General features: G+C 72.5%; 12 protein-coding genes. All 12 read left to right on the top strand.

The genetic code is table 11. From position 1 onward, the window contains the following. The first annotated feature begins 70 nt into the window (after positions 1–70). Complete coding sequence (locus SACTE_RS31450) at positions 71–550, top strand: flavin reductase family protein (protein WP_019993266.1); 480 nt, start codon at positions 71–73, stop codon at positions 548–550. A gap of 1 nt (position 551) precedes the next feature. Further along, positions 552–2,306 (top strand): biotin carboxylase N-terminal domain-containing protein, encoded by a 1,755-nt coding sequence (locus SACTE_RS31455; protein ID WP_014050062.1) that lies wholly within the window; start codon positions 552–554, stop codon positions 2,304–2,306. 6 nt (positions 2,307–2,312) lie between these two features. After that, positions 2,313–3,263, top strand: coding sequence for a questin oxidase family protein (locus SACTE_RS31460; protein ID WP_014050063.1), 951 nt, complete (start codon positions 2,313–2,315; stop codon positions 3,261–3,263). Between the two features lie 36 nt (positions 3,264–3,299). After that, positions 3,300–4,769: an FAD-dependent monooxygenase gene (locus SACTE_RS31465; protein ID WP_014050064.1), complete on the top strand. Its 1,470-nt coding sequence runs from the start codon at positions 3,300–3,302 to the stop codon at positions 4,767–4,769. 42 nt (positions 4,770–4,811) lie between these two features. Then, the gene (locus SACTE_RS31470) at positions 4,812–5,141 is read left to right on the top strand and encodes a TcmI family type II polyketide cyclase (RefSeq protein WP_014050065.1); all 330 of its coding nucleotides are present in this window, start codon (positions 4,812–4,814) and stop codon (positions 5,139–5,141) included. After that, a complete protein-coding gene (locus tag SACTE_RS31475; RefSeq protein WP_014050066.1) occupies positions 5,138–6,409 on the top strand; it encodes a beta-ketoacyl-[acyl-carrier-protein] synthase family protein in 1,272 nt (423 codons plus the stop codon). The genes SACTE_RS31470 and SACTE_RS31475 overlap by 4 nt, the downstream gene beginning before the upstream one ends. Then, on the top strand, positions 6,406–7,620 hold the full coding sequence (locus tag SACTE_RS31480) for a ketosynthase chain-length factor (protein WP_014050067.1): 1,215 nt from the start codon (positions 6,406–6,408) through the stop codon (positions 7,618–7,620). Before SACTE_RS31475 ends, SACTE_RS31480 begins: the two co-directional genes overlap by 4 nt. 112 nt (positions 7,621–7,732) lie before the next feature. Beyond that, positions 7,733–8,011 (top strand): acyl carrier protein, encoded by a 279-nt coding sequence (locus SACTE_RS31485; RefSeq protein ID WP_014050068.1) that lies wholly within the window; start codon positions 7,733–7,735, stop codon positions 8,009–8,011. 66 nt (positions 8,012–8,077) lie between these two features. Beyond that, positions 8,078–8,863, top strand: coding sequence for a 3-oxoacyl-ACP reductase FabG (gene fabG, locus SACTE_RS31490; RefSeq protein ID WP_014050069.1), 786 nt, complete (start codon positions 8,078–8,080; stop codon positions 8,861–8,863). A gap of 31 nt (positions 8,864–8,894) precedes the next feature. Next, positions 8,895–9,839 carry an aromatase/cyclase gene (locus tag SACTE_RS31495; protein ID WP_014050070.1) on the top strand — a complete coding sequence of 315 codons (945 nt, stop codon included), beginning with the start codon at positions 8,895–8,897 and terminating at the stop codon, positions 9,837–9,839. A gap of 4 nt (positions 9,840–9,843) precedes the next feature. Further along, a complete protein-coding gene (locus SACTE_RS31500) occupies positions 9,844–12,150 on the top strand; it encodes an SDR family oxidoreductase (protein ID WP_014050071.1) in 2,307 nt (768 codons plus the stop codon). A 43-nt stretch (positions 12,151–12,193) separates the two neighbouring features. Beyond that, positions 12,194–13,714 carry an MFS transporter gene (locus SACTE_RS31505; protein ID WP_014050072.1) on the top strand — a complete coding sequence of 507 codons (1,521 nt, stop codon included), beginning with the start codon at positions 12,194–12,196 and terminating at the stop codon, positions 13,712–13,714. Positions 13,715–13,717 lie beyond the last annotated feature (3 nt).

The raw sequence follows: 13,717 nt of genomic DNA on the forward strand, positions 1-13,717 counted from the left end.
CATGTCCGCAGCGCGCACGTTGATGCACGAACACCAGACACACCCGATCGATACGCGAACCCTGCGTCGTGTGTGCGGGCTCTTCGTGACCGGGGTGACGGTCATCACGACGTCGGCCGACGGCGAGGCCGACGGCACGACGGTCAACTCGTTCACCTCCGTGTCCCTGGACCCGCCCCTGGTGCTGTTCTGCCTGCACCGGCGCTCGCGTCTGCACGAGATGCTGACCGTGAGCGGCGGATTCACCGTCAACTTCCTCTCCGGCCGACAGGAGAAGCTCGCCCGTGCCTTCGCCGGACGCCGGCCGGAGGGGTTCCAGGACACGCCCTACCACGAGGGGTCGACGGGCCTCCCGGTGCTGAGCGAGGCACTGGCCTTCCTCACCTGTACGACCGTCGACGTCCACGCCGGCGGCGACCACGACATCATCGTCGGTGAGGTGGTGGAGCTCGGCGTACCGCAACAGGGCGAGGACCCGCTCATCTTCTACGCCGGTGCGCTCGGAGCTCTCGACGGCGAGCTCGCCCTGGCGCCTCGGCAGGCATCCTGACGTGCGCAAGGTGCTCATCGCCAACCGTGGCGAAATCGCTGTCCGCGTCGCTCGGGCTTGCCGGGATGCCGGAATCGCGAGCGTAGCCGTCTACGCCGATCCGGACCGGGATGCGTCGCACGTCCGCGCGGCCGACGAGGCGTTCGCTCTGGGCGGTGACACCCCGGCCGCCAGCTATCTGGACATGGCCAAGGTGCTCCAGGCCGCCAAGGACTCCGGGGCGGACGCGATCCACCCGGGTTACGGCTTCCTCTCGGAGAACGCCGAGTTCGCCCAGGCGGTGCTGGACGCGGGCCTGACGTGGATCGGTCCGCCGCCGCAGGCCATCCGCGACCTCGGTGACAAGGTCGCGGCCCGCCACATCGCCCAGCGCGCCGGAGCACCGCTGGTGGCCGGCACCCCGGACCCGGTGTCCGGCTCGGCGGAGGTCGTGGAGTTCGCCGAGCGGAACGGCCTCCCGATCGCGATCAAGGCGGCGTTCGGTGGTGGCGGGCGCGGGCTGAAGGTGGCCCGCACCCTGGAGGAGATCCCCGAGCTGTACGACTCGGCGGTCCGTGAGGCGGTGGCGGCCTTCGGGCGCGGCGAGTGCTTCGTGGAGCGCTACCTCGACAAGCCCCGGCACGTGGAGACGCAGTGCCTGGCCGACACCCACGGCAACGTGGTCGTGGTCTCCACCCGTGACTGCTCGCTGCAGCGCCGCCACCAGAAGCTGGTGGAGGAGGCGCCCGCACCGTTTTTGACCCAGGAACAGAACGCGGAGCTGTACCGGGCGTCGAAGGCGATCCTGAAGGAGGCCGGCTACGTCGGCGCCGGCACGGTGGAGTTCCTCGTCGGTCTGGACGGCACGATCTCGTTCCTGGAGGTCAACACCCGTCTGCAGGTGGAGCACCCGGTCACCGAGGAGGTCACGGGCCTGGACCTGGTGCGGGAGATGTTCCGGATCGCGGACGGTGAGGAGCTGGGTTACGGGGACCCGGCCGTGCGCGGGCACTCCTTCGAGTTCCGTATCAACGGTGAGGACCCGGGCCGTGGCTTCCTGCCCGCGCCGGGCACCGTCACCCTGTTCGCCCCGCCGTCCGGTCCCGGTGTCCGGCTGGACGCGGGTGTGGAGTCGGGCAGTGTCATCGGTCCGGCGTGGGACTCGCTGCTGGCCAAGCTGGTGGTGACCGGGGCGACGCGTGAGCAGGCCCTTCAGCGGGCGGCGCGGGCGCTGGGCGAGTTCACGGTCGAGGGCATGGCCACCGCCATCCCCTTCCACCGTGCCGTCGTCGTCGATCCGGCGTTCACCTCGGACCCCTTCCGTATCCACACCCGGTGGATCGAGACCGAGTTCGTCAACGACATCAAGCCCTTCACCGTCCCCGCGGAAGCGGAGGCGGACGAGGACTCCGGCCGTGAGACCGTCGTCGTCGAGGTCGGCGGCAAGCGCCTGGAGGTCTCCCTGCCCTCCTCGCTCGGCATGAGCCTGGCCCGCACCGGCCTCGCCGCCGGCGCCAAACCCAAGCGCCGCGCCGCGAAGAAGGCCGGATCGGCCGCTTCCGGCGACACCCTCGCCTCGCCCATGCAGGGCACGATCGTCAAGATCGCGGTCGAGGAGGGCCAGGAGGTCAAGGAAGGCGACCTCGTCGTCGTCCTGGAGGCCATGAAGATGGAACAACCCCTCAACGCCCACCGCTCCGGCACCGTCAAGGGACTCGCTGTCGACATCGGCGCCTTGCTCGGCACCGGCGCGACCATCTGCGAGATCAAGGACTGACCGGCGTTGGCAGCACCGACGTACAACGACGCGATGGCCGAGGCGCTGGAGCGGCTGAGCACCGTCGGCTACGAGCACGGGACGCGCACCCTGGTGAACCACGCCCCGATGGCCGCCGAGGCACTGGCACACATGGGCTACACGGAGGCCGTGTCCCCGTGGCTGGACCGGACGCTGACCAGGCACGTTTACCACGAGGCGCCCGAACCCCGATGGCGGCTGTCGCCGGACGACCCCGCCGAATGGCGCGCGGCACTCGGCGACTTCAGCCGGGTGGGGGACTGGACCGCCCTGTTCGCCCGGAGGCTGGAGGAGGAACCCTGGCGTGACGTACTGGCCCTCTGGTGGCCCCGGCTGATCCCCGGCGTCCTGTCCATGCTGGGCCACGGCGTGATCCGCACCGCGCACGCCGTACGGGCCCTGGAGCGGGCCGGCGAGGAAGACCGGCTGCAACGGGGCGAACTCGCCCACGGCCTCGGCTACTGGGCGGCGCGGTACCAGGCGGGTCCGGACGCCACCGGAGGGGCCGCAACGGAAGAGGCCGGTGACGCGATGGAGGCGCTCGACCGGCTGACCGCGGACAACGCGGGCGTCTACGCGACGGCGCGCCCGCGCTTCCCGGTCCCGCTGGTCCACGCCGTCACGACCCCGGCGGCCGTGCGGCTGGTGAGCGCGTACGTGCCGGCCCGGCAGCGGTGGCCGTCCTACCTCGCCACCGCCGAAGCCACCCGGGTCATGCGGTCCACGTTCGCCGCGGGGTCCGCGATCACGCGCCCGGAGCCGCCGGCGGACGCCCCCTCGGCGGCCGAGGCCTTCGCGACCGCCGTGGAAATCGGTGACGAGCACGCCATCAAGCTGGCGGAGGTCGCCGTACGGCTCGACTCGCGGGCACCGGACCACCGGTACGCGGCCGCGTCCCACACGGCGAACCGTGCGATCGCCCGGTTCAGGCGATGAACCCCGAAGTACACGACGGACACCGAGGAGAGGCAGATGGACGCCGCAGTGATAGTCGTGGGCGCCGGGCCCGCGGGCATGATGCTCGCCGGTGAGCTGAGGCTCGCCGGCGTCGACGTCATGGTCGTGGAGCGGCTGGCCGCGCGCACCGGTGAGTCGCGCGGCCTGGGCTTCACGGCGCGCACCATGGAGATCTTCGACCAGCGGGGGCTGCTGTCCCGGTTCGGAGACATCGAGACCAGCGACGTCGGCCATTTCGGCGGCCTGCCGGTCGACTTCGGCGTGCTCGAAGGGGCGCACCAGGCGGCCAAGACGGTGCCGCAGTCGGCCACCGAGACGGTCCTGGAGGAGTGGGCGACCGGCCTCGGCGCCGACATCCGCCGAGGCCACGAGGTGCTGTCCGTCACCGGCAAGGAGGACAGCGTCGAGGTCGAGATCCGCGGCCCCTCCGGCGTGCGGACCGCCCGCGCCGAGTACGTGGTCGGGTGCGACGGCGGCCGCAGCACGGTCCGCAAGGCCGCGGGCTTCGACTTCCCCGGCACCGCCGCGACCATGGAGATGTTCCTGGCCGACGTCAGGGGGATCACCCTCGAACCCCGGATGATCGGCGAGACGCTCCCCGGCGGCATGGTGATGGTGGGACCGCTGCCCGGCGGCGTGACCCGCCTCATCGTCTGCGAGCGCGGCACCCCGCCGCAGCGCCGGGAGAAGCCGCCGGCCTGGGAGGAGGTGGCCGCGGCCTGGCAGCGCCTCACCGGCGACGACATCGCGCACGCCGAACCGGTGTGGGTGAGCGCCTTCGGCGACGCCACGCGCCAGGCCACCGAGTACCGCCGCGACCGGGTGATCCTGGCCGGCGACGCGGCGCACATCCATCTGCCCGCCGGCGGCCAGGGCATGAACACGAGCATCCAGGACGCGGTGAACCTCGGCTGGAAGCTCGGCGCGGTCGTGCGGGGCCGCGCCCCCGTGTCGCTGCTGGACACCTACCACGCCGAACGGCACCCGGTGGGCAGACGGCTGCTGATGAACACCCAGGCCCAGGGCCTGCTGTTCCTCAGCGGCTCGGAGGTGCAGCCGCTGCGCGACGTCATCTCCGAACTCATCCGGTACGGGGACGTCAGCCGGCACTTCGCCGCGATGGTGAGCGGTCTGGAGATCCGCTACGACATCGACGGCGGGAGCCACCCGCTGCTGGGCCGGCGGATGCCCGACGTGGAGCTGACCGGCCACGCGCTGATCGGCCGGAGCATCGAGGCGCTCCGCCCGGCGCGCGGCGTGCTCCTCGACCTCACCGACAACGCGCGGCTCCGCCGCAGGGCCCTGCCCTGGCGCGACCGGGTGGACCTGATCACCGCACGACCACGCGAACTGTCCGGGACCAGCCCGCTCGCGGGTACCTCGGCCGTACTCGTCCGGCCCGACGGATACGTCGCCTGGGCCGCCCCGGGGAGCCACGGCGACCTGCCCATGGCCCTGGAGCGCTGGTTCGGCCCGGCCATCTGACGCCCGCTCGCACCCGCGGGCACCCTCACAGGGAGAGAGACCATGCACAGCTCACTGATCGTCGCCCGTATGGACGGGGCGTCGCAGCACGAGGTGGCCCGCCTGTTCGGCGAGTTCGACCGGACGGAGATGCCGCACCTGATGGGGACGCGGCGGCGCCAGCTCTTCGCCTACCGCGGCCTGTACTTCCACCTCCAGGACTTCGACACGGACGACGGCGGCCGGCTGATCGAAGAGGCCAGGACCGACCCGCGGTTCGTGCGGATCAGCGACGACCTGAAGCCGTTCGTCGAGGCCTACGACCCCGCCACCTGGCGGTCGCCCGCCGACGCGCTCGCCCAGCGCTTCTACGCGTGGGGGACCGGCGCGTGACCGGGCGGCGCGTGGCCGTCACCGGCATCGGTGTACTGGCCCCCGGGGGCGTGGGGACAGAGAACTTCTGGGACCTGCTCAGCGCGGGCCGCACCGCCACCCGGGGCATCACCTTCTTCGACCCCTCTTCCTTCCGCTCACGTGTCGCCGCCGAGATCGACTTCGACGCCGAGGCGCACGGCCTGACCCCGCAGGAGACCCGGCGTATGGACCGGGCCGCGCAGTTCGCCGTCGTCGCCACCCGGGAGGCACTCACCGACAGCGGTATCGCCCTGGACGCCCACGCGCCCCACAGGGTGGGGGTCACCGTCGGCAGCGCGGTGGGCGCCACCATGGGCCTCGACCAGGAGTACCGGGTCGTCAGCGACGGCGGCCGACTGGACTGCGTGGACCACACGTACGCGGTACCGCACCTGTACGACTACCTGGTCCCCAGCTCCTTCGCGGCCGAGGTCGCGTGGGCCGTCGGCGCCGAAGGTCCGAGCACGGTGGTCTCCACCGGCTGCACCTCCGGCATCGACTCGGTGGGGTACGCCGTCGAGCTGATCCGCGAGGGCAGCGCCGACGTCATGATCGCGGGCTCGTCGGACGCGCCGATCTCACCGATCACCATGGCCTGCTTCGACGCCATCAAGGCGACCACACCGCGCCACGACGACCCCGAACACGCCTCGCGGCCCTTCGACGGCAGCCGCAACGGCTTCGTGCTCGGCGAGGGCGCGGCGGTCTTCGTACTGGAGGAGCTGGAGGCGGCCCGCCGCCGCGGCGCCCGTGTCTACGCGGAGATCGCCGGCTATGCCACCCGCAGCAACGCCTACCACATGACCGGGCTGCGTCCCGACGGCGCCGAGATGGCAGAGGCGATCCGCTCGGCGCTCGACGAGGCCCGGATCGCCCCGCAGGACGTCGACTACATCAACGCGCACGGCTCGGGCACCAAGCAGAACGACCGGCACGAGACGGCCGCCTTCAAGCGGAGTCTGAAGGACCACGCCTACCGGGTGCCGGTGAGCTCCATCAAGTCGATGGTCGGCCACTCGCTGGGGGCGATCGGGTCGATCGAGATCGCCGCGTCGGCCCTCGCCATGCGGCACAACGTCGTGCCGCCGACGGCGAACCTGCACACCCCCGACCCCGAGTGCGACCTGGACTACGTGCCCCTGGCGGCACGTGAGTGGACCACGGACACGGTGCTCACGGTGGGAAGCGGGTTCGGAGGTTTCCAGAGCGCCATGGTGCTGGCCCGTCCCGAGAGGAGCCTGGCATGACGTCGGTGGCCGTGACGGGGATGGGAGTCGTCTCGCCGAACGGCCTGGGCACCCAGGACTTCTGGTCCGCCACCCGCGGCGGCAAGAGCGGCATCGGGCGCGTCACCCGGTTCGACCCCGCACGCTACCCGGCCCAACTCGCGGGCGAGGTACCGGGATTCCGGGCGGAGGAGCACCTGCCGAGCAGGCTTCTGCCGCAGACCGACCACATGACGCGGCTCGCGCTGACCGCCGCGGACTGGGCCCTGGCCGACGCCGGGGTACGCCCGGCGGAACTGCCCGAGTTCGACATGGGCGTGGTCACGGCCAGTTCCGCCGGCGGATTCGAGTTCGGCCAGGGCGAGCTGCGGAAACTGTGGAGCCAGGGCAGCCAGTACGTGAGCGCGTACCAGTCCTTCGCCTGGTTCTACGCCGTCAACAGCGGTCAGATCTCCATCCGCAACGGCCTGAAGGGGCCCTCCGGCGTCCTGGTGAGCGACCAGGCCGGCGGGCTCGACGCGCTGGCACAGGCACGCCGCCAGATCCGCAAGGGCACACCGCTCGTCGTCTCAGGCGGTGTCGACGGCGCGATCTGCCCCTGGGGCTGGGTCGCGCAGCTGGCGGGAGGCCGGATCAGCACCAGCAACGAGCCGGCCCGCGCGTACCTGCCGTTCGACGCCGAGGCACGCGGACACGTGCCCGGCGAGGGCGGGGCGATCCTGGTCCTGGAGGACGCCGAGACCGCGCGCCGGCGCGGCGCCAGGACGTACGGAGAGCTCAGCGGTTACGCGGCGACCTTCGACCCCCGACCGGGCAGCGACCGGGCCCCCGGGCTGCGGCGCACCGTCGAACTGGCCCTGGAGGACGCCGGCCTCGCGCCGGGCGACGTGGACGTCGTCTTCGCGGACGCCGCGGGCCTTCCCGATCTCGACCGGACCGAGGCGGAGGCCATCGGCGCCGTGTTCGGCCCGCACGGTGTCCCCGTCACCGCGCCCAAGACCATGACCGGCCGGCTGTACGCCGGCGCCGGCCCGCTGGACGTGGCCGCCGCCCTGCTGTCCATGAACGACGGGCTGATCCCGCCCACCGTGAACGTCGTGCCCTCGCCCGACTACGAGCTGGACCTGGTCCTCGCCCAGCCGCGCCCCGCCACGCTGCGCACGGCACTGGTGCTGGCACGCGGCCAGGGCGGCTTCAACTCCGCGGTGGTCCTCGAGTCGTCCGGCCGCTGAGCCGGACCACGCGCGCCCCTCACCGCCCTCGCCCCCCGTGCAGGCGGTGACGGGCGCGCCCGCACCCCCTACACGGACCGAGGCCACGGGCCTCCGATCGAAAGGCACCGACGTGAGCACCACGCGCACCTTCGCCCTCGACGACCTCAGACGCATCCTGCTGGAAGGGGCCGGCGCCGAAGAGGGCGTCGACCTCGACGGCGACATCCTCGACACGTACTTCGACGAGCTGGGTTACGAGTCCCTGGCCCTGCTGGAGACCGGCGGCCGCATCGAGCGCGAGTACGGCATCACGCTCGACGACTCGGCCCTGACGGACGCCGTCACGCCGCGGCAGCTCATCGCCGTCGTCAACGAGCACATCACCGCCGCCGCGGAGGTCGCGGCCTGACCCGTCCGTCGCGGGGGCAGGCCCGGCCGCCCCGCCCACGGGCACCTCACCCAGGGGAGGAACCAGATGTCCGAGCACAACCGACGTGTGGCCGTCGTCACCGGAGCCACGAGCGGGATAGGCCTGGCCGTCGCCCGGCTCCTGGCCCAGCAGGGCCACCAGGTCTTCATCGGCGCGCGGAACGCCGAGAACGTGGCATCGACGGTCAAACTGCTGAAAAACGAAGGGCTCGACGTCGAGGGCGCTCCGCTCGACGTGCGCTCGCCCGAGAGCACGGAGGAGTTCGTCCGTGCCGCCGCCGCCCGCTTCGGAGCGGTCGACGTCCTGGTCAACAACGCGGGCCGCAGCGGCGGCGGCGTCACCGCCGACATCGACGACGACCTGTGGAACGACGTCATCGAGACGAATCTGAACAGCGTCTTCCGGATGACCCGCGCCGTGCTCAACACCGGCCGCATGCGCGCCAAGGACCACGGCAGGATCATCAACATCGCCTCCACCGCGGGCAAGCAGGGCGTGGTGCTCGGCGCCCCGTACTCGGCCTCCAAGCACGGGGTCGTCGGCTTCACCAAGGCCCTCGGCAACGAGCTCGCTCCGACGGGCATCACCGTCAACGCGGTCTGCCCCGGGTACGTGGAGACGCCGATGGCGCAGCGCGTGAGGCAGGGCTACGCCGCCGCGTACGACACGACCGAGGAGACCATCCTCGACAGGTTCACCGCCAAGATCCCGCTGGGCCGGTACTCGACGCCGGAAGAGGTGGCCGGGCTGGTCGGCTACCTCGCGTCGGACACCGCCGCCTCCATCACCGCGCAGGCGCTCAACGTCTGCGGCGGACTCGGCAACTTCTGAGCCGCCCACCCCCGACCTAGGAGCCACGAGTATGTCTCAGTCCGGACCGCGCGAGGTGGAGCACGAGATCACGGTCTCGGCCCCGGCCGCCGACGTGTACCGGCTCATCGCCGAGGTGGAGAACTGGCCCCGGCTCTTCCCGCCGTCCATCTACGTCGACCACGTGGAACGCACCGGCACCGAGGAGGTGATCCGGATCTGGGCCACCGCCAACGGCGAGGCCAAGAACTGGACGTCGCGCCGCGTGCTGGACCCGGAGCGGCTGCGCATCGGATTCCGCCAGGAAGTGACCACACCGCCGGTGGCGGAGATGGGCGGGACCTGGATCGTCGAGCCGCTCTCCGCCTCGACGTCACGGCTGCGGCTGCTCCACGACTACCGGGCGGTCGACGACGACCCGGAGAAGCTGAAGTGGATCGACGAGGCCGTCGACCGCAATTCGCGCAGCGAACTGGCCGGCCTCAAGGACAACCTCGAATTCGTCGCCGCCTCCCAGGAACTGACGTTCTCCTTCGAGGACACCGTGGAGATCGCCGGCTCCGCCAAGGACGTCTACGACTTCATCAACGAGGCGGGCCTGTGGTCCGAGCGGCTGCCGCACGTGGCCACCGTACGGCTGACCGAGGACGTCCCGGGACTCCAGACGCTGGAGATGGACACCCGGGCCAAGGACGGATCGGTGCACACCACCAAGTCGTACCGGGTGTGCCTGCCGCACGAGAAGATCGCGTACAAGCAGACCACCCTCCCGGCGCTGATGAGTCTGCACACCGGCTACTGGACGTTCCGGGAGACGGCGGACGGGGTCGCCGCCTCCTCGCAGCACACCGTCGTCATCCGCCCCGAGAACATCACGGCCGTGCTGGGGCCGGAGGCCGAGGTCGCCGACGCCAAGGCCTACGTCCGGGCGGCGCTGAGCACCAACAGCCGGGCGACGCTCGGCCACGCCAAGGACTACGCCGAAGCCCGGCGCTGATCCCATGGCGGCCGTCGACACCGATGTGGTCGTCGTCGGCGCGGGGCCCGTGGGGCTCATGCTCGCCGGCGAACTGAGACTGGGCGGCGCCGAGGTGACCGTCCTGGAACAGCGGGACGGCCCCACCACCGAGTCCCGCGCCTCGACGCTGCACGCACGGACCATGGAGCTGTTCGACCAGCGCGGACTGCTCGACGACCTCGGCACGCCGCCGCACGTGCCCATGGGCCACTTCGGCGGCATCCCCCTCGACCTGCGCCTGGACAGCCCCTTCGCGGGACAGTGGAAGGTCCCGCAGACGCGGACCGAGGAACTGCTCGGCGCCTGGTCGCGCGGGCTCGGCGCCGAGCTGCGCGGCGGGCACCGGGTGCGGTCCCTCCGACAGCACCACGACCGGATCGAGGTCGGGGCCGACGGGCCGCACGGCCCGGTACGCCTCTCGGCACGCTACGTCGTCGGCTGCGACGGGGAGCGCAGCACGGTGCGGGAGCTGGCCGGCATCCCCTTTCCCGGCACCTCCGCCGGGCGTGAGCTGATCCGGGCCGACGTCGACGGGCTCGACATCCAGGACCGGCGCTTCCAGCGGCTGGAGAAGGGCCTCGCCATCGCCGCGCGCGGAGCCGGCGGAGTCACCCGGGTCATGGTCCACCGGTTCGGCCGGCCGCCCGGGCACCGCACCGCCGAGCCGGACTACGCCGAACTGGCCGACGTCTGGCGCACGGTGACCGGCGAGGACATCACGGCGGGCGTGCCGCTGTGGGTCAACTCCTTCGGGGACGCCTCACGTCAGGCCGACCGCTACCGCGCGGGGCGCGTCCTGCTCGCCGGGGACGCGGCCCACCAGCAGATGCCGATCGGCGGCCAGGCGCTGAACCTCGGGCTCCAGGACGCCGTGAACCTGGGCTGGAAGCTGGCGGCCGTCGTGCTCGGCCGCGCCCACGACGCGCTCCTGGAGAGCTACCACGAGGAGCGTCACGCCGTGGGCCGGGAGGTGCTGTCCGGCATCCGGGCGCAGGCACGCCTGCTGCTCGGCGGACCCGAGGTCGAGTCCCTGCGCTCCGTCATGGGCGAACTGATCGCCTACGAGGACGTACGCGGGCACCTCGCGGGCACGATCAGCGGCCTCGGCATCCGTTACGGCTCCGGCCGGGGGCACCCGCTGTGCGGGACACGCCTGCCGCCCGCCGCACCGGCCCCGGACACGACGACCACCTCCACCCTCGTGACGCTGCGCCGGGCGCGGGGGCTCCTGCTCCACCCGGCGTCCGCCGGCCCGGGCCTGACCGACGCCGCCGCCCCCTGGGCGGACCGGGTCGACGCCGTCGTCACGGACGCCGCCTCGACCGGACCGACCGCGGGCGGGACCACCGTCCTGGTGCGGCCCGACGGCCACGTGGCCTGGGCCGGGTCCGACCAAGAAGGCCTGCTCGCCGCGCTGGACCGCTGGTTCGGGAGCCCGGCGGACACCGCCGGCGCACGGCGGCACGGCGCCCGGCGCCCCGGCGCGCACACCACCTCATCCGACCGTCGACACCACAGGAGAAGCACCATGGGCAACCTCACCGGCAGGACGGCGCTCGTCACCGGGTCGAGCCGGGGCATGGGCCGGGCGACCGCCGAACGCCTCGCCCGCGAAGGCGCACTCGTCGCCGTGCACTACGCGACCGGCAAGGCGGCCGCCGAAGAGGTCGTCTCCGGCATCGAGAGCGACGGCGGCCGGGCCTTCGCGGTGCGGTCCGAACTCGGCGCGCCGGGCGGCGTCCACGAGCTGTTCCTCGGACTGGAGCAGGGGCTCAAGGAACGCACCGGCTCCACCGAGCTGGACATCGTGGTCAACAACGCCGGGGTGATGGGCGGCGTGAAACCGGAGGACACCACGCCCGAGCAGTTCGACCGGCTCGTCGCCGTCAACGCCAAGGCGCCGTTCTTCGTCATCCAGCGCGCCCTGCCGAACATGCCCGACGGCGGCCGGATCATCAACATCTCCTCGGGGCTCACCAGGTTCGCCAACCCCGACGAGATCGCGTACGCCATGACCAAGGGCGCCGTCGAGATGCTCGCCCTGCACTACGCCAAGTACCTCGGGCCGCGCGGCATCACCGTCAACAGCGTGGCACCGGGCATCACGCGCAACGGCAACCCGGTGTTCGACATCCCCGAGGCGGTCGAGCAGATGGCGGCCCTGTCCACGTTCAACAGGGTCGGCGAGCCCCAGGACGTCGCCGACGTGGTCGCCTTCCTCGCCTCGGACGACGCCCGCTGGGTCACGGGTGCCTTCATCGACGCCAGCGGCGGAACCCTCCTCGGCTGACCGCCCCCGGCGCGGCCTCGCCCGCCCGAAGTGAAGGAGCATCGTGCGCAGTTCGTCCTCCGCCTCCACTCCCTCGCCGACGGCGGCACCGGCCGGGGCATCGGCGCTCCGGCTGTGGGGGCTGCTCTTCGTCCTCGCCGGGAACATGCTCATCGACGCGCTCGAAGTGTCGGTGACGGTCGTCGCCCTGCCGTCGATCGGCGCGGATCTCGGCCTGCCGCTGACCTCGGCCCAGTGGATGATGACCGGGTTCGCCATCGGGTTCGGCGGACTGATGCTGTTCGGCGGCCGGGTCGTCGCGCTCCTGGGCCGCCGCGAGGTGTATCTCGCCGCGCTCCTCGGCTTCGCCGCGGCCTCGGTGGCCGGCGCGTTCGCCGACGGCCTGTGGCTGCTGGTGGCGACCCGCGTCGTGAAGGGCCTCTGTGCCGCGCTGACCGCCCCGACCGGCCTGGCGATCATCCAGACCGCCTACCCGGCGGGCCCGTTGCGCGACCGCGCCCTGTCCGTCTACACCCTGTTCGGCGCGAGCGGTTTCACCGCCGGTCTCCTGCTGTCCGGCGTGCTCACGGCGGTCGACTGGCGGCTGACGCTCGCCTTCCCCGCCCCCGTCGTCCTGGTGCTCTTCCTCTTCGGCCTGCGGCTGATCCCGGGTTCGGACCCGGGAACCGGCCGGCGGTCCCGCGGTGAGCCCCGCCGGTACGACGTGGCGGGGGCCGCCACCTGCACCGCGGGGCTGCTCACCCTGGTCGGCGGCATCGTCTCCGTACCGGCGCACGGCTGGACCGGCCTTCGCTCCGGCGGGCTGCTGGCCGCGTCGGTGCTGCTGTTCGCCGCCTTCGTCCGCGTCGAACGGCGTACCCCGTACCCCCTGGTGCGGTTCGCGTTCCTCACCGACGGTCCACTGGCCCGCTCGGCCCTGGGCGCCGCCGCGCTGAACGGCTCGTACCTGGGCCTGCTCTTCGTGCTCACCTACGAGTTGCAGACGCTGCACGGCTGGCACCCGCTGCGAGCCGCGCTCGCCCTCCTGCCGGCGGCCGTGCCCCTCGCGGCCACCGCGCTGCTGTCGGGGCGGATGGTCGCCGCCTTCGGCACCGCACGGCTCATCGCCGTGGGGGCCGTCTTCCCCCTGGCCGGGTACCTCTGGCAGCTACGCCAGTCGTGGCCGCTCGACTACGCGACCGCCGTCCTGCCGACGACGCTGATGGTCGGAGCCGGTTTCGTACTCTCCTTCGCCGCGCTGAACACACAGGCGACGGCGCGGCTGGCGCCGCCGGACCGGGGCGCGGGGTCCGGTCTCTACCAGAGCGCCGTCCAGGCCGGAGCGGCACTCGTGCCGGCACTCGTCGCGGCCCTGCTCGTCGCCCACCGCCCCGCCGTCGGTGCGTCACCGGAGCAGTACCTGGCGGCCTGCCGCCCCGCCCTCGTCCTGGTGGCCGCCGTCGGAGCGCTCGGCCTGCTCGCGGGAGCGGCGGGGGTACGGCCGCGTCGCGACCGAGGCGGGGCCGCACCGGTGGCCGCCGCGGCAACGCCCGGAGCACGTCCCGAACCCAAGTCAGGAGAGTGACGT

The sequence above is a fragment of the Streptomyces sp. SirexAA-E genome (genome assembly GCF_000177195.2).
GTDB lineage: Bacteria > Actinomycetota > Actinomycetes > Streptomycetales > Streptomycetaceae > Streptomyces > Streptomyces flavovirens.

Bases quoted from the DNA above. Each gene is read 5' to 3' on its own strand.
- SACTE_RS31500 (WP_014050071.1), top strand. From the start codon at position 9,844: ATGGCGGCCGTCGACACCGATGTGGTCGTCGTCGGCGCGGGGCCCGTG.
- fabG (WP_014050069.1), top strand. From the start codon at position 8,078: ATGTCCGAGCACAACCGACGTGTGGCCGTCGTCACCGGAGCCACGAGC.
- SACTE_RS31480 (WP_014050067.1), top strand. From the start codon at position 6,406: ATGACGTCGGTGGCCGTGACGGGGATGGGAGTCGTCTCGCCGAACGGC.
- SACTE_RS31465 (WP_014050064.1), top strand. From the start codon at position 3,300: ATGGACGCCGCAGTGATAGTCGTGGGCGCCGGGCCCGCGGGCATGATG.
- SACTE_RS31495 (WP_014050070.1), top strand. From the start codon at position 8,895: ATGTCTCAGTCCGGACCGCGCGAGGTGGAGCACGAGATCACGGTCTCG.
- SACTE_RS31470 (WP_014050065.1), top strand. From the start codon at position 4,812: ATGCACAGCTCACTGATCGTCGCCCGTATGGACGGGGCGTCGCAGCAC.